Source organism: Pectobacterium versatile (assembly GCF_003932035.1).
In the GTDB taxonomy this organism is placed as follows: domain Bacteria; phylum Pseudomonadota; class Gammaproteobacteria; order Enterobacterales; family Enterobacteriaceae; genus Pectobacterium; species Pectobacterium versatile.
In genome coordinates this window covers 3,195,650-3,215,775 of the sequence record NZ_CP034276.1, presented here as the reverse complement: position 1 = coordinate 3,215,775, position 20,126 = coordinate 3,195,650, and the positions used below count along the sequence as shown (strand labels likewise).

General features: G+C 55.8%; 15 protein-coding genes. 9 read left to right on the top strand and 6 right to left on the bottom strand.

Features of this window, described 5'->3' with window-relative positions:
* Positions 1 to 3: 3 nt before the first annotated feature.
* From EIP93_RS14590 to EIP93_RS14570, 5 genes are read left to right on the top strand one after another with little or no spacing between them, the layout of a single operon-like run.
* Positions 4 to 1,569: an ABC transporter substrate-binding protein gene (locus tag EIP93_RS14590; protein WP_103941077.1), complete on the top strand. Its 1,566-nt coding sequence runs from the start codon at positions 4 to 6 to the stop codon at positions 1,567 to 1,569.
* Between the two features lie 12 nt (positions 1,570 to 1,581).
* The gene (locus tag EIP93_RS14585) at positions 1,582 to 2,538 is read left to right on the top strand and encodes an ABC transporter permease (protein WP_103941079.1); all 957 of its coding nucleotides are present in this window, start codon (positions 1,582 to 1,584) and stop codon (positions 2,536 to 2,538) included.
* Between the two features lies 1 nt (position 2,539).
* Complete coding sequence (locus EIP93_RS14580) at positions 2,540 to 3,403, top strand: ABC transporter permease (RefSeq protein WP_103971249.1); 864 nt, start codon at positions 2,540 to 2,542, stop codon at positions 3,401 to 3,403.
* Between the two features lie 2 nt (positions 3,404 to 3,405).
* Positions 3,406 to 4,401 (top strand): ABC transporter ATP-binding protein, encoded by a 996-nt coding sequence (locus tag EIP93_RS14575; RefSeq protein ID WP_125232902.1) that lies wholly within the window; start codon positions 3,406 to 3,408, stop codon positions 4,399 to 4,401.
* Positions 4,398 to 5,348: an ABC transporter ATP-binding protein gene (locus tag EIP93_RS14570; RefSeq protein WP_125232901.1), complete on the top strand. Its 951-nt coding sequence runs from the start codon at positions 4,398 to 4,400 to the stop codon at positions 5,346 to 5,348. The genes EIP93_RS14575 and EIP93_RS14570 overlap by 4 nt, the downstream gene beginning before the upstream one ends.
* On the opposite strand, the gene EIP93_RS14565 is transcribed toward EIP93_RS14570, so the two are convergent.
* From EIP93_RS14565 to EIP93_RS14555, 3 genes are all read right to left on the bottom strand, one after another.
* Positions 5,334 to 6,833 carry a SulP family inorganic anion transporter gene (locus EIP93_RS14565; protein ID WP_109226137.1) on the bottom strand — a complete coding sequence of 500 codons (1,500 nt, stop codon included), beginning with the start codon at positions 6,831 to 6,833 and terminating at the stop codon, positions 5,334 to 5,336. The genes EIP93_RS14570 and EIP93_RS14565 overlap by 15 nt on opposite strands.
* 198 nt (positions 6,834 to 7,031) lie before the next feature.
* Positions 7,032 to 8,831, bottom strand: a complete 1,800-nt coding sequence (gene lepA / locus EIP93_RS14560) for a translation elongation factor 4 (protein WP_103941088.1) — start codon at positions 8,829 to 8,831, stop codon at positions 7,032 to 7,034.
* 313 nt (positions 8,832 to 9,144) lie between these two features.
* The gene (locus tag EIP93_RS14555; protein ID WP_103862096.1) at positions 9,145 to 9,471 is read right to left on the bottom strand and encodes an EthD family reductase; all 327 of its coding nucleotides are present in this window, start codon (positions 9,469 to 9,471) and stop codon (positions 9,145 to 9,147) included.
* Between the two features lie 315 nt (positions 9,472 to 9,786).
* Here EIP93_RS14555 and EIP93_RS14550 point away from each other — a divergent pair, with 315 nt between their 5' ends.
* Positions 9,787 to 10,698, top strand: coding sequence for a LysR family transcriptional regulator (locus EIP93_RS14550; RefSeq protein WP_103862095.1), 912 nt, complete (start codon positions 9,787 to 9,789; stop codon positions 10,696 to 10,698).
* Here EIP93_RS14550 and EIP93_RS14545 read toward each other — a convergent pair whose 3' ends face one another.
* From EIP93_RS14545 to EIP93_RS14535, 3 genes are all read right to left on the bottom strand, one after another.
* Positions 10,699 to 11,817: an alkene reductase gene (locus EIP93_RS14545; RefSeq protein WP_103862094.1), complete on the bottom strand. Its 1,119-nt coding sequence runs from the start codon at positions 11,815 to 11,817 to the stop codon at positions 10,699 to 10,701. It abuts the gene before it with no gap.
* Positions 11,818 to 11,927: 110 nt separating this feature from the next.
* Positions 11,928 to 13,232 carry a lytic murein transglycosylase gene (locus tag EIP93_RS14540; protein ID WP_125232900.1) on the bottom strand — a complete coding sequence of 435 codons (1,305 nt, stop codon included), beginning with the start codon at positions 13,230 to 13,232 and terminating at the stop codon, positions 11,928 to 11,930.
* A gap of 283 nt (positions 13,233 to 13,515) precedes the next feature.
* Positions 13,516 to 15,033, bottom strand: coding sequence for an efflux transporter outer membrane subunit (locus tag EIP93_RS14535; RefSeq protein WP_125232899.1), 1,518 nt, complete (start codon positions 15,031 to 15,033; stop codon positions 13,516 to 13,518).
* Between the two features lie 86 nt (positions 15,034 to 15,119).
* On the opposite strand from EIP93_RS14535, the gene EIP93_RS14530 reads away from it, so the two are divergent.
* The 3 genes from EIP93_RS14530 to EIP93_RS14520 all read left to right on the top strand — a co-directional run bounded on the left by EIP93_RS14530 (position 15,120) and on the right by EIP93_RS14520 (position 20,023).
* Positions 15,120 to 15,734 carry a TetR/AcrR family transcriptional regulator gene (locus tag EIP93_RS14530; RefSeq protein WP_103941094.1) on the top strand — a complete coding sequence of 205 codons (615 nt, stop codon included), beginning with the start codon at positions 15,120 to 15,122 and terminating at the stop codon, positions 15,732 to 15,734.
* Positions 15,735 to 15,827: 93 nt separating this feature from the next.
* Complete coding sequence (locus tag EIP93_RS14525) at positions 15,828 to 16,937, top strand: efflux RND transporter periplasmic adaptor subunit (RefSeq protein ID WP_125232898.1); 1,110 nt, start codon at positions 15,828 to 15,830, stop codon at positions 16,935 to 16,937.
* Positions 16,934 to 20,023: an efflux RND transporter permease subunit gene (locus tag EIP93_RS14520; RefSeq protein WP_125232897.1), complete on the top strand. Its 3,090-nt coding sequence runs from the start codon at positions 16,934 to 16,936 to the stop codon at positions 20,021 to 20,023. Before EIP93_RS14525 ends, EIP93_RS14520 begins: the two co-directional genes overlap by 4 nt.
* Positions 20,024 to 20,126 lie beyond the last annotated feature (103 nt).

Below are 20,126 nucleotides of genomic sequence, written 5' to 3'. Positions count from 1 at the left end.
TCAATGAAATGGTTTAACTTTCCTGCCGCTGCACTCTTGCTCGCGGCCAGTTTACCCTGGGGAATCGCGCTGGCGGAGACCGTCAATCGCGATGCAACGCTGAATATCGCTTATGGTAAACGACCGGGTACGCTCGATCCTTACCTGACAACCAACAGTGCGACCACGGACGTGGTACGCCACATTTTTGAACAACTTTTTACGATTAACGATCGGTTTGAACCGGTGCCGGAACTGGTTGAACGCTATTCGCTGAGTGATGACCGCAAGGTTTACACCTTTGTACTGCGCGATGGCATCCGCTTTCATGATGGTCAGCCGCTGACGGCAGACGATGTGGTGGCATCGATGAACCGCTGGCTGGCCGTCTCTACGCAGGGGAAAGCCAATCTGCCGGGAGCGCAGTTTAGCCGGATTGACGATCGCACCGTAGAGCTGACGGTACAGACGCCGTCCCTGATTACCTTGAACGTGCTGGCCGATTTGAAGAACCTGCCTTCGATTATGCCTAAGCGCCTGATCGACGAAGCCAATACCAGCAAAAAACCGGTGAGTGAACTGATTGGCACTGGTCCTTACAAACTAGCGGAATTCAAACAGGGGGATTATCTGCATCTGACGCGCTATGACGGTTATGTCTCGCGTAGCGAACCGGCGAATGGTCTGTCGGGCCAGAAAAAGGCCGAGGTGAAAGATATCTGGTTCCGCTACATCACGGATGAGTCTACCCGGCTGGCAGGGGCATTGACCGGTGAATATGACGTCGTTTTTGATTTGCCAAAAGACAACATTGACGCGCTGAATAGCGCCCGCGATGTGAAGCTGTATCGTCCCGAAGCGGGGGGATCGCTCATCACCTACCTGTTCAACAAGAATCGCGGACCGTTTGCCGATGTGAAACTGCGTCAGGCATTCAATCTGGCGCTCGATGTCCATCAGGTGCTGCTGGCGGGTTACAGCGATCCACGCTTTTTCAGGGAAGATTCGTCGTTAGGTTTTCCTGAGCAGGTGGACTGGCACAGTGAAGCCGGTAAACCTTACTGGAATCAGCACAAGCTGGACGAGGCCAGAAAGCTGGTAAAAGAGTCCGGCTATAACGGTGAAGAAGTGGTGATCATCGCCACCAAGGAATACGCCGAATTGTACAATCTGGCGATTGTTGCACAGCAGGTGCTCAAACAGATTGGCGTGAAATCTCGTCTTGATGTCTATGACTGGGCCACGGTGTTACAGCGGCGTCAGGATCCTAAAAACTTCGACCTGTGTGCGCTGGAATTCTCCATGCGTCAGGTGTTGCATCAGTATCCTTTCCTAGATTCCCGCGCCAAATTCCCCGGCCTGAGTAACAGCTCGGAAATTGATGCGCTGCTGGATGATATCAAGCAGGCTCCGTCGCTACAGGCGGCAAGAGGATTGGTGGATAAACTTCACGTGCAAACCTGGACCTATCTGCCGGTGATTGTGCTGGGGCGTACCACGCCTGATGCGGTTGCGATCAAGCATCATGTTCACGGCTATCGGGATTTAATCGGCCCCGTCCTGTGGAACGTCAGCATCACAACACCGTAAGCGGAGAAGCGAATGGGATGGTTTATTTTCCATCGGCTGCTGGCGCTGATACCCGTGCTGCTGGTGGTTTCCATCGTAGTGTTTTGTCTGGTACATCTGGCACCGGGCGATCCGGTGCTGGTGATTCTGGGCAATGATGCCAGTCCGGGGGATGTCGCCGCGCTGCGTCAACAAATGGGGCTGGATAAGCCCCTGCTGACTCAGTTTGTCGTGTGGTTTGGTGCAGTGCTGCGTGGCGATCTCGGCCATTCGCTCTTCATGAATGCCAGTGTCATGTCGCTTTTCTTGCAGCACCTGCAACCTACGCTGGCATTAGCGCTCTATGCGCAAGGGTTGGCGCTACTGCTTGGGCTGGCGGCTGGCGTGCTTAGCGCATCGCAACAGGGACGGTTTCTGGATCGCCTGATTATGGGGCTGGCGGCGGTGGGGATGTCGATTCCCGGCTTTTTACTTGGGCTATTTCTGATTTTCTTTTTTGCCGTGCAGTTACGCTGGTTTCCGGTTGTGGGATACAGCTCGACGCGCGGCGATGTGCTGGTCAATCTGTGGTATATGACGCTTCCGGCGTTGGCATTGGGGCTGCGCATCGCGGCGCTGATTGCCCGCATGACGCGCGCGGTCATGCTCGATGTGTTGAGCGAAAACTACATTAAAACGGCGCGTGCCAAAGGGGTAGCGGAATACCGGGTTCTACTGCGCCACGGCCTGAAAAATGCGCTCCTGCCTATTTTCACCATCTGCGGTGAATCTTTCGGTTCGCTGGTGACGGGAACGATTGTGATTGAAAGCGTGTTCGGCATTCCCGGTGTCGGCTCGCTGGTGGTGGATTCCATCGAACGCCGCGATTTCTCGGTGATTCAGGGAGCGGTGCTGCTGATTACCGTCAGCTATGTGCTGATTAATCTGGCGGTGGATATTCTGGGGCATGCCGTTGACCCGCGTCTCTCCCTGTCAGGGGAGAAGGAGTGACATGAAAGCGCTGTTTGCCAATCAACTCCTGACAACGGGCATCGCAATCCTGCTGGTTATCGTCATTGTCGCGGTGGGGGGCGCGTTTCTCAGTCCTTACGATCCCTATGCCTTAAATCCTCTGGAGCGGTTGTCCGCACCGACGTGGCAGCACTGGTTTGGCACCGATAATTTTGGCCGGGATGTGTTTGTGCGGGTTGCGATTGCGGTCCAGATCTCGTTGTCCGTTGGGGGCGCGGTCGCGCTGATTTCGGGCGCGATTGGCACGCTAATCGGCCTGCTATGTGTCTGGTATCGCCCGCTGGATATGGTCATCATGCGGATTTGTGACGGGCTGTTTGCCTTTCCTTCTCTGCTGCTGGCCATTTCCATCGTCGGTATTCTTGGCCCGAATCCCGCCAATGTCGTACTGGCGCTGTCGCTGGTCTATGTGCCGTCGGTGGCGCGCGTGATGCGGGCGGCGGCGCTGGTGATCAAGGAGAAAAATTACATCGAGGCGCTGCGTGCGCAAGGAGCAAAGAGTCGCCGGATCATCTGGTTGCACATTTTGCCCAACGTGGTATCGCCGCTGATCGTTCAAGTGTCGTGGATCTTCTCGGTCGCGATTCTCACCGAGGCGGCGCTGAGCTTTTTAGGTTCGGGGATCCCTGCACCGACGCCCAGCCTTGGTAATTTATTGCTGGAGGGGAAAAAGGTGATTTTTACCTCTTGGTGGATGACCTTTTTCCCCGGTATGGCCATTGTGCTCTTGATCCTGTCTCTGAATATGATTGGAGACGGCCTGCGCGATATCTCCGACCCTACGCTTAAGCCGCTCTCACGTCGGGTTTCCCGTCTGCTGAAAGCGGTCACGACACCAAAGTGAATATGATGAGTGAAACGCCGCTACTGTCTGTCAAAGACCTGAGAGTCACGTTTGCCGCGCCGTCTGGCCTCTTGCACCCTGTCCGTGGGGTCTCTTTTGAAGTGAACCCGCGTGAGACGCTGGGCATCATCGGTGAATCTGGCTGTGGCAAAAGCGTTACCGCCGATGCGCTGATGGGATTATTGCCTGCGCGCGCTAGCCGGGTCGGCGGTGAGGCCAGCCTGAACGGTCAGCCGCTGCTGTCGCTGTCGGATGAGGAACGGCGACGCCTGCGGGGTAATGCATTAGCTATGATTTTTCAGGATCCGCTCTCCAGCCTTAATCCGGTCTATACCGTGGGTGAACAGATCGATGAAAGCCTGCGGCAGCACACCACGCTCTCGCGTCAGGCGCGAAAAGCGCGGGTACATGAACTGCTAACCCAGGTTGGGATGCCCGATCCGGCCGCCTGTGCCGTGAGCTATCCGCATCGGCTATCTGGCGGGATGCGCCAGCGAGTGATGATTGCTATCGCCATTGCCTGCGGGCCGGGATTGCTGATTGCCGATGAACCGACAACGGCGCTCGATGTCACCATTCAGGCGCAGATTCTTTCGCTGTTGGATAGGTTAAAAGCCGAAACCGACATGGGTATCGTACTGATTACGCACGATCTGTCGGTGGTGGCGCAGATGTGTCAGCGCGTGATCGTGATGTATCTGGGAGAAGTGGTGGAGCAGGCGGATGTGTTCACGCTGTTTAATAATGCACGCCATCCTTACACGCAGGCGCTGCTGCGGGCGGTGCCTAACCTCGATGCGCCGCGTAAAAGCGAGCTGCCGGAAATAACTGGCAGTGTTCCGCCGTTGTCTCATCCGCCCACCGGCTGTGGTTTTGCTCCGCGCTGCCCGCTGGCGGATGAACGCTGTCACCAGTCTCCCCCCGTGCTTTCCGTGGCTGATGGTTCGGGCCATCGCGTACGCTGCTGGAAGGCAGATAGCCTCGGGAGCGCCGTATGACTGAGCCGTTATTACGGGTGAAAAACCTGCGTAAAACCTTTCGGGTCGGGCAGGGATGGCGCAAAAAAACGCTGGTGGCGCTCGATGATGTCAGTTTCCATATTTTCCCCGGTGAAACTTATGCGCTGGTTGGGGAATCGGGCAGCGGCAAAAGCACCACGGGGCGCAGTATTTTAGGCCTGACGCCCGCGAATGCCGGGGAGCTGCACTTTGCTGGCCACGATCTCCGGCAGCAGAACGCAGAGCAGTTGCGACTACTGCGGCGCGACATGCAGATGATCTTTCAGGACCCGCTTTCCTCGCTCGATCCCAAGCGTAGCGTCGGGTACAGCATAGAAGAACCGCTGATTATCCACGGCATACGCGATAGCGAATGGCGCAAGGCGCAGGTGATCAAGATGCTGACGCGCGTCGGGTTCACCGCTGCGGATGCCGGACGCTTTCCGCACGAGTTTTCCGGCGGGCAGCGTCAGCGTATCGGGATTGCCCGCGCACTGGTGCTGGAACCGAAACTGATCGTGTGCGATGAGCCAGTTTCGGCGCTGGATGTCTCTATCCAGTCGCAAATTCTGAATCTGCTTTTGGCATTACAGCGGGAGCAGGGGCTGGCGTATTTGTTTATCGCGCACGATCTGAGCGTGGTACACCATATTGCCGACCGTATTGGCGTGATGTATCGCGGGCGCATTGTTGAAGAAGCGCCTGCGGCGACGCTGTTTTCACAGGCGCGTCATCCGTATACGCGTTTCCTGTTGGCTTCGATTCCGCCCGCGCATCCACGGTTAAAGCGGGCTGTTCAGGTGGACACGAAACAAGGACAAGAGAGCGGGTGTCAGTTTGACGAACCGACACCCGGCACGCCGGCGCGATGCCGCATACATCCAACGCAAGAATATTGGATCAATGCGGAACACCGCGTCGCCTGCGCCCGATCAGAGATGCCCTGACAGGCGCTGGTGGATTCTGGTGCTGTGGGTATCCAGCCCGATGATAGTGACCTTCGCATCGTAGCGATGATAGCGGGTTTCGATCGCGTCGAGCGCTGCCACGCTGGAAGCATCCCAGATTTGGGCGTGTGTCAGGTCGATGGTGACGTCTTGCGGGTCTTGCGCATAAAGAAAGTGCTCGAAGAGATCGTTGCTGCTGCCGAAGAAGAGCGGCCCGCGCACCATGTAATGTACCGACTGCCCATCTTCGCTCACCTGACGCTCCGCGTGAATGACGTGCGCCACGCGGCGAGCAAACAGCAGGATGGCAAAGATCACGCCGCCCGCCACGCCGATAGCCAGATTCCCCGTCGAGACGGTCGCGACAACCGTCACGATAACCACCAGCGTTTCCGATAGCGGCATACGCTTCAGCGTCGTTGGGTGCAGGCTATGCCAGTTCATGGTTTTCAGTGCGACGATCATCATAATGCCTGCCAGCACCACCATCGGAATCTTCGCCATGATTTCGCTCAGCCCGGTCACCAGCAGCAACAGCACCAGTGCGGCGGCGAGGGTGGAAATGCGTGTGCGCGCTTTACCCAACTCCACGTTGACCACGGTCTGCCCGATCATCGCGCATCCGGCAATCCCACCATAGAACCCAGCGAAAATATTGGAAACGCCGAGTCCCCAGCATTCACGGCGCTTGCTGGACGGGGTATCCGTGATGTCGTCGACCAGTTTGGCGGTTAACAGCGATTCCATCAGCCCGACGAAGGCAATACTGAGCGCGGTCGGCCAGATGATGTGCAGCGTTTCAAAATTGAACGGCACCAGCCACTGGGTGAAACTCGGCAATCCGGGTTGCATAGGGCCCGCATCGCCGACGTTAGGCACCGTGATGCCGGTAAACATGGCAATCGCGGTCACCGTCACAATGGCAACCAGCGGTGCGGGAATGCTTTTCACCACATAGGGCAGCAGCAAAACGATCGCCACCGTTAGCGCAAATAGCAGCCAGACGAGCGAGGATTGCCCATAAACATGTGGCACCTGCGCGGCAAAAATCAGGATGCCCAGCGCGTTCACGAAACCGATCATCACCGAGCGCGGGATATAGCGCATCATCCTCGCCAAGCCAGCCAGCCCAAATAGAATCTGGATGATCCCCGCCATGATTACCGCAGGCAGAATATAGGCTACGCCGTGCGCGTGTACCAGCGGGCCGATCACCAGCGCCACGGCACCCGCCGCGGCGGTCACCATCGCCGGTCTACCGCCGAGAAAGGACATGGTAAAACACAACACGATGGAGGCGAACAGGCTGACTTTGGGATCAACCCCCGCGATGATGGAAAATGAAATCACCTCTGGGATAAGCGCCAGCGCGGTGATGGTGCCCGCCAAAACTTCGCGCATCAGCAGCGAGGGCGAGCGTAATACAGCAAGCGTTGACGTAGCAGATGTCACTGGCGTCGGCGTTGCGTCGGGTGATGAAATCATAAGTGCAGGCTCTGATTTTTTCTTAATTATTGGTCAATAACGAAAGGCGGGAGAGGATAAATTATCGGCAGTATAAAAGATACTGTCCGTCATCGGCAGGCAAAGAAAAGCCAGTAGGGAAAGAAAGGGGCGGATAGCGCGTCGTTCTATCCGCCCACCGTTGTGCTTTTTCTGTTAATCGCTAGACATCAATAATCACTAGGCATCAATCGCCAGAATGGCCATAAATGCCTCGCGGGGAATGTCTCGTTTTGAGAACCCAACGTTATGCTTTTTATTTTCCCGCTGTTTACGGATCAGTCGCTGTTTCTGCGACAGGCTACCCTGAAAACCCTGTGCCAATGCGCTTTTGCGCAGCGGAGGGATGTCTTCGCGTGCGATAACGCGATGACCGACTTTTGCCTGAGCAGGAACGGGGTACAGTTTGCGCGGAATCACGTATTTCAACGCTTTCACGATCTCGGTTGCCCGTGCCCATGCCTTATGACGGGCAATAATGAAGGAAAAGGCATCGATCAACTGGCTATCGAGATAGATGTCGCAGCGCACTAAATCGGAACGGCGGTAGCGACCTGGCTCATAATCCAGCGTGGCGTAGCCTTGTGTGAGCGATTTCAGCGCATCAAAAAAGCCGAAGATCATCTCGTTGAGCGGCAGATCCCAGTGTAATGTCACGCTACCGTTATCGAGATAGTGCATGTCGATAAACTCCCCACGACGCGAGGCGCAGTACTCCATCAACGCGCCAACGTAGGCATCCGGTGTGTTAATGGTGCAGATAACATAGGGTTCTTCGACGAAGTCCAGCACGTCCTCTCCGGGGAAATGTGCCGGATTATCAATGGTCAGGCAGTGGCCGTTGTGCAGCGTGACGCGGTATTCCACGCTGGGTGCGGTGGCAATCACGGAGATGCCGTATTCACGCTTGAGCCGTTCACGAACAATATCCATATGTAACATCCCAAGAAAACCACAGCGAAAACCTGCACCCAGCGAAGCGGAAACGTCGGGAACCTTGTGCAACGCCGCATCGTTAAGCGACAGCTTATTCATGGCGTTACGCAAGCCTTTCAGATCGTCGTCCGCATCGGGATAGAGGCCAGAAAATACCATCGGCTTCATGTCCTGATAGCGAGCAACCGGCTCTGTCGCGGGGCGATCGGCTAACGTCAGCGTATCGCCTACTCGGATCGCCGCGGCGTCCTTCAGCCCAGCAGCAAGATAACCGACCTCACCGTTTTCCAACGCGGTACAAGGTTGCCGATGGGGGAAAAAAGCACCGGTTTCGGTGACCTCAAAACGTGTTCCTGAGGACATGAAATGCAACGTTGAACCCGCCCGAATACTGCCATCCACCACGCGCACATGCATGATGGCACCCTGATAGGGATCGTAATGTGAATCAAAAACCAGGGCGCGCAGCGGGGCATCGGCGAGCCCTTGCGGTGCGGGGAAATGGTGGGCAATCGCGTTTAGTACCTCGGTCACGCCCTCGCCGGTTTTGGCAGAGACAGCCAGCACGGTGCTGATATCCAGCGAAGGAATATCCGCCAACTGCTGCATCACCTGCGGCACGTTAGCCTGCGGGCTGTCGATTTTATTCAGGACGGGCAGGATGGTTAGCCCCTGCTGTCGGGCGAGATTGAGATTGGCGATCGTCTGGGCCTGAACGCCCTGCGTGGCGTCAATCAGCAGAATCGCGCCGTCGCAGGCGGCGAGACTGCGGGAGACTTCCGCAGAAAAATCGACGTGCCCCGGTGTATCCACCAGATTGAACTGATACGGCTGACCCTTCTCATCCTGATAGCGCATGCGCACGGTTTGCAATTTGATGGTGATGCCGCGTTCCCGTTCTATCTCCATCGAATCCAGCAGCAGCTCACGCATGTCACGTTGGGCGACGGTTGCGGTCAGTTCGATAAAGCGGTCGGCGAGGGTGGATTTGCCATGATCGACATGGGCAATAATGCAGAAATTACGAATTTGAGGTGTACACATAGAAAAGGCCTTTCACATCATGATGTCTGGCTCGGTATCGCGTGCGACGTTGAGAACAGACAGAGAAATTCGCGCTGAAAAAATTCAGCGAAGATGAAAATCAAAAGATGTAAAAGTGAATAGCCGCGGCGATGATAGCGCGTTTTATTTTAGCGTGGCAACTGATGATGCTTGATATGAGCCGATCCCCGAGAACGAAATACGCGGCTAGCGATAAGCGGTATCGAATTCAGGGGGCAGCTCACTCTGGTGGGTTTCCCGGTGTAGCCTTGGGTTCTGACATCCACGTTCTCAGAGCGAAACCTGAAGTCTCTCAGCGCTTTCTCATTTCCGTGATATACGTGACGGCAACGTGGTCGGCAAAATTGGGAACATCCGCAAAAGCCTCTTTACCCGTTGGCGAGTTGAAAGCTGCAATCGCATCGTCGATGGAATCAAACCACAACTCTGAAAAGCCATCCACCGGTGAGTCCGGGTATTTTTCCCGATCGATAGGGTTCAGAACGTATCCCTTTAAGCCGGGCAGGCGCAGGGCGATTTCGGTATGGACTTCATTCCAGTGTTTCACAAACTCTTCAAAGCTCTGACCCTGCTTACGGGTAATAAAACCCACGTGTTTAAAACCTGCTACTGCTGCCATAACGTTCTCCGGTGTCGATGCCTTCTGGGTTATTCCCGCGATAACTGAGGCTGTCGAGCCTTTCATCGTTGCCGTTGCCTCATGGTTTTTCGCTTTGAGGCCTCGCGGTAAATGAGCGAATCACTATGATTGTTTTTTATTTCATGATAAACCGGCTTTCATTCGCCTCTATGTAGACATAAATTCAACAATGGTGACAGGATGTAAACGGTATCGTGATGTGAAATGCAGTCTGGATCCCGCGACGTTCGCAGGACGTTATTTTTCAAATCAAGCATGCAGGCTGAACCTGATACGTTTAATGGACAATTGAGTATGCGTACAACCGATCATCTGGGCGGTATCAACGCCTTTGTTACCACGGCACAGCTAGGCAGCTTTACCGCTGCGGCCGAACGGCTGGGCCTGACGAAGTCTGCGGTGGGGAAGAGCGTCGGCCGTCTTGAGGAGCGACTCGGGCTAAAGCTGTTTCAGCGATCGACGCGTCGCCTCAGCCTCACGCCGGATGGCGAACGCTTTCTGATCAGCTGTCAGAGCGCTATGGATATTCTTGAGCAGGCAGAAGCCGAGCTGACGTCTCACATTTGTCAGCCTGCGGGGCGGCTCAGGGTGGATTTGCCCGCGGCCTTCGGCAGGCAGCGCATTCTCCCCGTTCTGCTGAACATTACCCGCAGCTACCCTGAATTGGCGTTAACCGTGACCTTTAGCGAACGGTTTGTGGACCCGATTGAAGACGGAATTGATCTTGTCATCCGCATCGGTGAACTGGCCGACAGCAGTGGTTTGGTGGCAAGACGGCTGACAACCCAGAAACTGGTCATCTGTGCTTCCCCAGACTATCTGCTTGAGCATGGTGAGCCGGTGTCGGTGGATGAACTGAGCCAACACCGCTGTGTGGTCGGGTTTCGCCGGAATCAGCCGATTTCCTGGCTGCTGAAGGAAGATAATGGGCAGATAACGCGTTATACGCCACCGCCCACGCATGAATTTGCTGACGGTGACGCGATGCTGGCCGCTACGCTTGCCGGATGTGGCTTGTCTCAACTGCCACGCTGGCTGGTCGGTCAATACCTTGAGCGTGGCGAGCTGAAAGAGGTGCTTGCCCGCCACGCTGGCGGTGAAATGCCGATCAGCGCACTGTGGCCTAAAAGCCGCCAACTGCTGCCCAAGATACGTCACGTGGTGGATACGCTGATTAAGGCGGCAGAAGACGGCCAGTTGGATTGATTACTTTTTGTCGTCGGCTAGGTCTGAATAGAACGGGTAATCGGTATACCCTTCCTCCGTGCCGCCATACATGGTTGCGCGGTTGACGTCATTTAACGGCCAGTCGTTTGCCATGCGCTCGGCAAGGTCAGGGTTGGCAATATATGGCCGACCAAACGCAATCAGGTCTGCCTTTCCTTCTTGCAGATAGGCTTCGGCACTCTGTTTATCGAACCCGCCTGCGATAACCAGCGTGCCATCATAGGCTGCCCGGAATTTCTCGACGAATCCATCAGGAATAGCCTGTTGGCCGAGCGTTTTCTGATCGCTGAGATGGACATACGCGAGCGCGCGTTCACCAAGTTTGGCTGCCAGCTGTAGCCAGGTGTCTTCCTCTCCCTCAAAGGCGTGCATGTCGAAGAGGCGTCCGAAGGGGGCCAACCGGATCCCTGTTTTTTCCGAGCCGATAGCGCGCGATACCGCATCCGTGACTTCCAGTACGAAGCGCAGACGGTTCTCAATAGGCGCACCGCCGTATTCATCATCACGGGTATTCAGCCCGCCATTGATGAACTGTTCCAGCAAATAACCATTCGCCGCATGGATTTCAACCCCGTCAAACCCTGCGCGGATGGCATTCTCTGCGGCGGTGACGTAATCCTGTACCACGGAGGCGATCTCAGCCGCTGTTAGCGCGCGCGGGGTCGTGACCGGTACGGGGCCGGGCTGACCTTTTTCATCCCAGGCGTAGCAGGTTGAATGCTGTGCTCTGACCGCAACAGAACTGACCGGCGCATTGCTATCATTCTGTAAACTGGTATGAGAAATACGGCCGACGTGCCAGAGCTGAATGAAGATTTTGCCATGGCGCTCGTGAACGGCCCGCGTCGTTTTTTCCCAGCCTTTCACCTGCTCGTCGTTATAAATGCCCGGCGTAAAAAGATAGCCCTGACCCTGAACGGAGATCTGAGCGCCCTCGGTAATAATCAGCCCGGCAGATGCGCGCTGCTGGTAATACGTCGCAGTCAGTTCATCAGCGGTGTCGCCTTGGCGTGCGCGAGAACGGGTCATCGGTGCCATCGCAATACGGTTAGTGAGTGCCGTACCGCCGACGGTGAAGGAGGTAAATAATTTGTCCATGTTTCGGTCCTTTTATGAAGTACCGACCATGATGGGGAAAGGAAGGGGAGGAGGGAACACCTGTCTGTTCCGAACAGATGTTCCATAAATTCTACCTGTCTTCACGGTGTTTACTGGCAGCGTAACCTGTTAAGCAAGGCATGGTCGGGGTAGCCATCCGGCGGTAACCCTTCCTGCTGCTGGTAGGTGCGGACCGCCTGCGTGGTGCCGCGGCCAATGTTGCCGTCGATAGCGCCCTGATAGAGGTGCTTTTCCTGTAGCAGAATTTGCAGCGCCTCGCGTTCTTTGCGCGTTAACGGCGTTTCCTGACGCGGCCAGGGTTTGCGTACCGGCGTATCGTGCTGGTAATTATCCGACAGCAAGCCGACAGTAAGCGCATAGGAAACGTCATTGTTATACCGCAGAATGGCGCGGAAATTATCCGTCACCAGAAACGCTGGGCCATTCTTCCCGACCGGCAGCAATATTGAGGCTTTCTCAGAAGACAGCGATGCCAGATCTCTCGGTACCGCAGTTTTTACCCCGAGTGCCTGCCAGTCAGCGACGGTTTTCTGGCTATCCATACCAGAAAGGGAATAATCAAAACCGCTGGGCAGATTCACTTCAACCCCCCACGGGACGCCCGCTTTCCATTTGGCCTGCTGCATATAATTTGCCACCGACGCCAACGTGTCGGGGAAAGAGGTCCAGATATCAGGGTGGCGATCGCCATCAAAATCTACGGCGTAGTGCAAGTAAGAGGTTGGTATAAACTGAGGCATTCCCATCGCCCCGGCCCAGGATCCTTTTATCTGATCTGGCTGTGCATCGCCGTTTTGAATCATACGTAATGCCGCAATCAGATTCTGCCGGTTAAACGCCCGCCGATAATTGTAGTAATCCAGCGTGGCTAGCGAGCGGATGACCGCTTTGTTGCCAGTATTGGCACCATAATGACTTTCAATGGAGAGAAAGGCGAACAGCAATGGCGGATCCACCTGATAGCGCTGATTGATGCGCGTTACGACGTCCGCGTATTGCTTAAGCAGCGTTTTCCCCTGCGCAATATTTTCCGGCGTGGCCCGCTGTTCAAGATAGGTCCACACAGGGGTGACCAGCTCAGGCTGTTTTTGTGTGGCTGCCACCACGTCGTTGTCCAGCGTCAGGCCAGCCAACGCCTTATCAAAGGTATCCGCCGTGATTCCCTGAGAAAGCGCCGCCTGGCGCAGTTCCGCTTTCCATTGCCCTACACTTTTGTCGGGCACGGGGAGACCCGCGGGCGTGTCAGTGACGCCGTGCGATTTCAGCAACCCGTTAATATCCTTGCATTCATGAGGCGTTTGGGCGCATGAACTCAACACCCCGGTACCAAGCATCAACACCATGACTCTAGACATCAACAGCATGGATGATGCCTGCGTTCTGTTATTGACCATTTGACTGTTCCATAAGAGAGATACCCATCACACTGCAATTCGAATGATGTAGGGTATAGAGACGTATCGAAAGCAGGCCCGTAACGTCACTACCGGATCATCGCTGTCGGGCGCCACCATGAAATCGTGCAACCTCTCTTAGAGTAATAGTGCAGCAACACGTCAGAATATACAGACAACCATTGACATAAGTGTCACTAACCACACTCATCCGTAGCATTATTTCTGTTTTCGTAACGGCGTATTGCTGCTGACAGCGTTTGCACTCAGGTTCATTGGTACCTTATGGCGCTTTTGCTATGACTTCTGGTGGCTGCCAACCGCCGCCGAGAGCCTTGAAGGTGGCGACGGCTGCGCGCGCCGATTCGGTTTGCGCCTGAGCCCGGGCATCGGAGGTTTGTAGCAGGGTTTCATCGGCGTGAAGGACGTCAATCAGGCTGCTTGTCCCTTTCTGGTAGGCGATGAAAGACGACTGTCGCGCGCGGGCTAACGATGTCTCACCAGCGGTTAACGTTGTGGCCTGCGTTTCGCGATTGACCAAGGCCGAGAAGGCGTTCTCAACATCTTCGGTCGCACGGAGTACTGACAGGCGGTAAGCCGCCAGCGCTTCGGCTTCCTGTCCCTTAGCCTGATCGATCTGGGCGTTAATGCGGCCAAAATCGAAGAGTCGCCAGCGTAGTCCCAATACGCCCGCTGATTGGCTGGCACCGTTGGAGAACAGATTGCCGCTCGACACCGACGTTGCGCTGCCGAGTAAGGCGCTGAGCGAGAATTTAGGATAGTACTCGCTGATGGCTACCCCGATGCGTGCGTTGGACGCCGCGAGATGGCGTTCGGCCACGATAATATCGGGTCTGCGGCGCAGCAGATCGGCGGGTGTCCCTGTTGCTATGAGCGTCGGAGGCTGTGGAATGGCCTGTGAGGTGGACAGCTGGGCTCGATGGGTGCCGGGAGGCGTGCCGAGCATAACGTCTAATGCATTCATCGCGGCATCAAGCCCTGTTTGGAGAACCGGCACGGTGGCCTGAACCTGTGAAAGCGTGCCTTCGGTCTGGCGGATTTGATATTCTGCGGCGAGTCCTTTGCTGTGCAGTAGCTGTACTTTATCCAGCAGTTCTTGCTGCGTATTGACCTGTCTAGTGGCGATCGCCAGACGCGTTTGTAAGCCGCGCAGGGTGATATAGATATCGGCAGTCTGAGCGGCGACGGCCAGACGTGTGGCCGCGACGCCTGCCTCGGAAGCCTGATAATCAGCCAGTGCCGCCTGACGGCTGCGTCTCAGACCACCGAATACATCAAGCTCCCAACTGGCGTTAAGGTCGGCTTCATAGGCATTGCCGTAGCGACTATAGCCAGGAACCGCGTTAAGCAGCTGGCCCTGTGACGTTTCAACCGACTGATAGGCGCGGGCGCCTTGCCCGCTGATGTTTCCCGATGGCAGAAGAGCCGCTGTTGCTGCGCCAAGCCCGGCTTGGGCCTGACTCATCCGTGCGGACGCCTGGGCTAAATCAAGATTCTGTGCGAGCGCGCTTGAAACTAACTGGCTCAGTAAGGGATCATTGAAACTTTCCCACCAGACCGCCACATCGGCAGCCTGGGTCGCGTTCCCTGATGTTGTGACGGATTGTTTTGTGACGGATTGTTTTGAGACAGGCTGCTTTGATACAGATCGTTCTGCGGCGGATTGCGCCTGATAACGCGCCGATAGCGGCGCATCCGGGCGGTGATAATCCGGCCCAACGGCGCAACCTGCCATTAAGCTCGTGGCCACCACCAGGGAAAGGGTACGAAGGGATAACATAGTAATTCCTTGAGTCAAAAAATTGTGACCACATTACCATTTGGTCACTCGTTGTCAATCAGGGCTCGGTGAGCTAAGCTTGAAAAATGACTAAACATATGAATACACATCCCCCACGCGGGCCGTCGGACCATAGCGTTCGAGATCAGGTTGTGGAAGCGGCCAAAGAGCACTTCGGACACTTTGGATATGAAAAAACAACCGTGTCCGATTTAGCCAAAGCGATTGGTTTTTCTAAGGCATATATCTACAAATTTTTTGATTCTAAGCAGGCGATAGGCGAGGTGATCTGTGCCAGCCGGCTGGCGATGATTATGGATATTGTCAATTCAGCAATTGCTGATGCGCCAACGGCGTCAGAAAAACTGAGACGCCTGTTCAGAGCCTTGACAGAAGCGGGCAGTGACTTATTTTTTCACGATCGTAAGTTATACGATATTGCTGCTGTAGCCAGCCGAGATCGGTGGCCTTCGGCAGAGGCACATGAAGAAAAACTACGTCAGCTTATTCAGCAAATTCTTCTGGAGGGACGGCAGTCCGGGGAGTTCGAACGTAAGACGCCACTGGATGAGACGGCGGATGCAATCTATCTGGTTATGCGCCCTTATATCGTCCCCGCTCAACTGCAATATAACCTGGATACGGCAGTGTCCGCTGCGGTGTTACTGTCGTCGTTAATATTGCGTAGCCTGTCACCTTAAAAAGTCTGGTATATTAAAAAAAGTGACCATTGACAATTTTGGTCACCAGTCGGAGAATGCGGTTTCTGTCCTGCTCATTTAAGAAGGGAACCCATGCTTCGGCTCAAATCCGCCACTCTTGCTGTTTGCCTGTTGCCTCTCGCCCTGGTGGCGTGTGGCGACGCTACCAACGTTGACGATCCACGCAATCAGCCTCCTTTAGTGAGAACGGCTACCGTGGTGAGTGCCGCCGAAACGTCGCGCTCGTTTACTGGCGTCGTTGTCGCCCGCATTCAAAGCGACCTTGGTTTTCGGGTGCAAGGCAAAATACTTGAACGTCTGGTTGATACCGGCGAAAGCGTCAAACGCGGTCAGCCTTTGATGCGTTTGGACCCCATCGATCTCAGCTTACAGGCACAAGCCCAACAGCAGACGGTTGCCGCTGCGCGGGCTCGTGCCAGACAGGCTACCGATGATGAAGCACGCTATCGAGGTCTGGTTGCCGCAGGTGCTATCTCCGCGTCAGCGTACGATCAGATCAAGGCGGCTGCCGAGACGGCGAAAGCGGAACTGAGCGCCGCGCAGGCTCAGGCCGATGTGGCACGCAATGCGACGGGGTATGCCGTTTTGATGGCCGACGCCGATGGGGTGGTGGTCGACACGCTGGCTGAACCGGGGCAGGTGGTCAGTGCCGGGCAGCCTGTTATCCGGCTGGCGCGTGCGGGGCAACGGGAGGCCATCGTACATCTGCCTGAGACGCTACGCCCCGTGGTTGGAAGCGAAGCCATGGCGATGCGATACGGTTCTGGTAAGCCCGCCATTCCCGCGAAACTGCGACTGCTGTCCGACGCTGCCGACCCTCAGACTCGTACGTTTGAAGCACGCTATGTCCTTGAAGGCGCGCTGGCGAACGCGCCGCTCGGTTCCACCGTCACACTCAATATTGCAGAAGATAAGTTATCTGAGCCGGTTCTTCAGGTGCCTATCGCCGCGCTTTATGATGCGGGGAAAGGGCCGGGCGTGTGGAGTATTTCCGGTGAGCCTATCAAGGTGTCGTGGCACCCTGTCAACGTGCTTGGGTTGGGTGATGACACGGCAAGAGTCACTGGCGGCCTACAGCCCGGTGAACAGATTGTGGCGTTGGGCGCACACCTGCTGCATGAAGGCGAAGAGATCCGCATGGCAGAATCGCGTGCTGCCGACACGGTGGGGAACCGACCATGAGTGAGCTACGGTTCAACCTTTCGGCGCTCGCGGTGCGCGAGCGCGCCATCACACTCTTCCTTATTATCCTGATTACCGTGGCCGGCATTCTCTCGTTCTTCGAACTGGGACGGGCAGAAGATCCACCGTTCACTGTCAAACAGATGACCATTATCTCTGCATGGCCGGGGGCGACCGCTCAGGAAATGCAGGATCAGGTGGCCGAACCGTTAGAAAAGCGTATGCAGGAACTGAAGTGGTACGACCGTTCAGAAACCTACACGCGTCCGGGGCTCTCCTTCACCATGCTGTCGCTGCTCGATAGTACGCCTCCTTCACAGGTACAGGCGGAATTCTATCAGGCGCGCAAAAAGCTCGGCGATGAAGCCAAAAACCTGCCAGCGGGCGTTATTGGGCCGATGGTCAACGATGAGTTCTCGGATGTGACGTTTGCGCTCTTTGCGCTGAAGGCGAAGGGCGAGCCTCAGCGTGTGTTGGTTCGTGATGCCGAATCGTTGCGTCAGCGTCTGTTGCATGTGCCGGGCGTGAAGAAGGTCAATATTATCGGGGAGCAGTCTGAACGGATCTTTGTGTCGTTTTCGCATGACCGACTGGCGACGCTGGGGATTTCTCCTCAGGACATTTTCTCTGCGCTGAACAACCAAAACGTACTGACGCCTGCCGGTTCGATTGAAACAGACGGCCCGCAGGTCTTTCTTCGCTTGGACGGTGCCTTCGACACGCTGGAGAAAATTCGTGACACGCCGATTATCGCACAGAGCAGAACACTGAAACTGTCGGATGTAGCGACGGTGAGCCGTGGCTATGAAGATCCCTCGACCTTTTTGGTCCGTAATCAAGGCGAGCCAGCGCTGTTGCTGGGCGTGGTGATGCGTGAAGGGTGGAACGGTTTAACGTTGGGGAAAGCGCTGGATGCGGAGACCACCAGGATCAATGAAGGCATGCCGCTGGGGATGACGCTGTCGAAGGTTACCGATCAATCGGTGAACATTAGCTCGTCCGTTGATGAATTCATGATCAAGTTCTTCGTCGCATTGCTTGTGGTGATGGCGGTGTGTTTCGTCAGCATGGGCTGGCGTGTGGGGGTTGTTGTCGCAGCAGCAGTGCCACTGACGCTGGCGATTGTTTTCGTCGTGATGGAAGCGTCCGGTAAGAACTTCGATCGCATCACGTTAGGATCGCTGATTCTGGCGCTGGGACTATTGGTGGATGACGCCATTATTGCCATCGAGATGATGGTGGTGAAAATGGAGGAGGGCTATGGTCGCATCAAAGCCTCCGCCTATGCCTGGAGCCATACGGCTGCCCCGATGCTGGCCGGTACGCTGGTAACCGCCGTGGGGTTCATGCCTAACGGTTTCGCGCAGTCTACCGCCGGTGAGTACACCAGCAACATGTTCTGGATCGTTGGCATTGCGCTGATAGCCTCTTGGGTGGTTGCGGTGGTCTTTACGCCTTACTTAGGCGTGAAGATGCTGCCGGAAATCAAAACCGTGGAGGGGGGACATGCCGCCATCTACGACACTCGCCATTACAACCAATTTCGCCGTTTACTGACGCGTGTTATCGCGCGGAAATGGATGGTTGCCAGCACCGTTATCGTCTTATTTGTTGTGGCTATTCTCGGGATGGGTATGGTCAAGAAACAATTCTTCCCAACGTCCGATCGTCCTGAAGTGCTGGTGGAGGTGCAGATGCCTTATGGCACGTCCATTGAGCAGACCAGTATCACGACGGCGAAGATCGAAGACTGGCTGAAACAACAGGACGAAGCAAAAATCGTTACGTCCTATATCGGGCAGGGCTCACCGCGTTTTTATTTGGCGATGGCCCCTGAGTTACCCGATCCGTCGTTTGCGAAGGTTGTCGTGCTGACGGACAGTCAGGAAGCGCGTGAGGCACTCAAGTTTCGGCTGCGTGAAGCGGCGGCTGGCGGGCTAGCGCCCGAAGCGCGTGTCCGTGTGACGCAACTGGTGTTTGGCCCGTATTCACCTTTTCCGGTTGCCTACCGCGTCATGGGGCCGGATCCTGCCACATTACGTGAGATTGCCGATAAAGTGAAAGCGGTGATGCAGGCCAGCCCGATGATGAGGACGGTCAATACCGACTGGGGACCGCGTGTGCCGACGCTGCATTTCACGTTGGATCAGGATCGGTTGCAGTCGGTGGGGCTGACATCAAGCGCGGTGGCTCAGCAACTTCAGTTCCTGCTCTCTGGCACCCCGATTACGTCTGTGCGTGAAGATATTCGTTCTGTGCAGGTGGTGGGGCGCGCCGCAGGGGAGATTCGCCGCGATCCCGCAAAAATAGAAGGCTTTACGTTAGTTGGAGCGGCTGGCCAACGCATTCCTCTGTCGCAGATCGGTGAGGTCGAGGTACGAATGGAAGATCCTGTGCTTCGGCGTCGGGACCGCACACCGACGATTACCGTTCGTGGTGACATCGCCGAAACGCTGCAACCACCGGATGTGTCCGCGACCATTGTAAAATCATTGCAGCCCATTATTGATACGTTGCCTGCCGGATACCGTATTGAGCAGACTGGCTCGATCGAAGAATCGGCAAAAGCGACCAAAGCAATGGCACCGCTGTTCCCTATCATGATTGCCATCACGCTGTTGATCATCATCCTACAGGTGCGTTCAATGTCGGCGATGGTCATGGTCTTCCTCACCGCACCGCTGGGGCTGATTGGCGTGGTGCCAACGCTGCTACTCTTCAACCAGCCGTTTGGCATCAACGCGCTTGTCGGACTGATCGCGCTATCGGGCATCCTGATGCGTAACACGTTGATACTGATCGGACAAATCCACCATAACGAGAAGGAAGGACTCGATCCGTTCCATGCCGTGGTGGAAGCAACGGTGCAGCGCGCCCGGCCCGTGTTGCTGACGGCGATGGCGGCGATTCTGGCATTTATTCCGCTTACTCATTCCGTCTTCTGGGGCACACTGGCGTACACGCTGATTGGCGGGACGTTAGGGGGAACCATCATGACGCTGGTCTTCCTGCCAGCGATGTATGCAATCTGGTTCAAAATACGCCCCGATACTCAGACGCATGTCGATAAACCCGTATCGGTATAAACCGTAATCCATATAAAAGCACTCGCCACACATCACACATTGTGGCGAGAGCCATCCAGCCTGCGGGCGTGGAGCGTATTCCCACGCCACTCGTTGGCGTTGA

What these genes read in the sequence shown, in the direction of transcription:
- EIP93_RS14590 (WP_103941077.1), top strand. Translation starts at nt 4, where the DNA reads ATGAAATGGTTTAACTTTCCTGCCGCTGCACTCTTGCTCGCGGCCAGT.
- EIP93_RS14585 (WP_103941079.1), top strand. Translation starts at nt 1,582, where the DNA reads ATGGGATGGTTTATTTTCCATCGGCTGCTGGCGCTGATACCCGTGCTG.
- EIP93_RS14580 (WP_103971249.1), top strand. Translation starts at nt 2,540, where the DNA reads ATGAAAGCGCTGTTTGCCAATCAACTCCTGACAACGGGCATCGCAATC.
- EIP93_RS14575 (WP_125232902.1), top strand. Translation starts at nt 3,406, where the DNA reads ATGATGAGTGAAACGCCGCTACTGTCTGTCAAAGACCTGAGAGTCACG.
- EIP93_RS14570 (WP_125232901.1), top strand. Translation starts at nt 4,398, where the DNA reads ATGACTGAGCCGTTATTACGGGTGAAAAACCTGCGTAAAACCTTTCGG.
- EIP93_RS14565 (WP_109226137.1), bottom strand. Translation starts at nt 6,833, where the DNA reads ATGATTTCATCACCCGACGCAACGCCGACGCCAGTGACATCTGCTACG.
- lepA (WP_103941088.1), bottom strand. Translation starts at nt 8,831, where the DNA reads ATGTGTACACCTCAAATTCGTAATTTCTGCATTATTGCCCATGTCGAT.
- EIP93_RS14555 (WP_103862096.1), bottom strand. Translation starts at nt 9,471, where the DNA reads ATGGCAGCAGTAGCAGGTTTTAAACACGTGGGTTTTATTACCCGTAAG.
- EIP93_RS14550 (WP_103862095.1), top strand. Translation starts at nt 9,787, where the DNA reads ATGCGTACAACCGATCATCTGGGCGGTATCAACGCCTTTGTTACCACG.
- EIP93_RS14545 (WP_103862094.1), bottom strand. Translation starts at nt 11,817, where the DNA reads ATGGACAAATTATTTACCTCCTTCACCGTCGGCGGTACGGCACTCACT.
- EIP93_RS14540 (WP_125232900.1), bottom strand. Translation starts at nt 13,232, where the DNA reads ATGGTCAATAACAGAACGCAGGCATCATCCATGCTGTTGATGTCTAGA.
- EIP93_RS14535 (WP_125232899.1), bottom strand. Translation starts at nt 15,033, where the DNA reads ATGTTATCCCTTCGTACCCTTTCCCTGGTGGTGGCCACGAGCTTAATG.
- EIP93_RS14530 (WP_103941094.1), top strand. Translation starts at nt 15,120, where the DNA reads ATGACTAAACATATGAATACACATCCCCCACGCGGGCCGTCGGACCAT.
- EIP93_RS14525 (WP_125232898.1), top strand. Translation starts at nt 15,828, where the DNA reads ATGCTTCGGCTCAAATCCGCCACTCTTGCTGTTTGCCTGTTGCCTCTC.
- EIP93_RS14520 (WP_125232897.1), top strand. Translation starts at nt 16,934, where the DNA reads ATGAGTGAGCTACGGTTCAACCTTTCGGCGCTCGCGGTGCGCGAGCGC.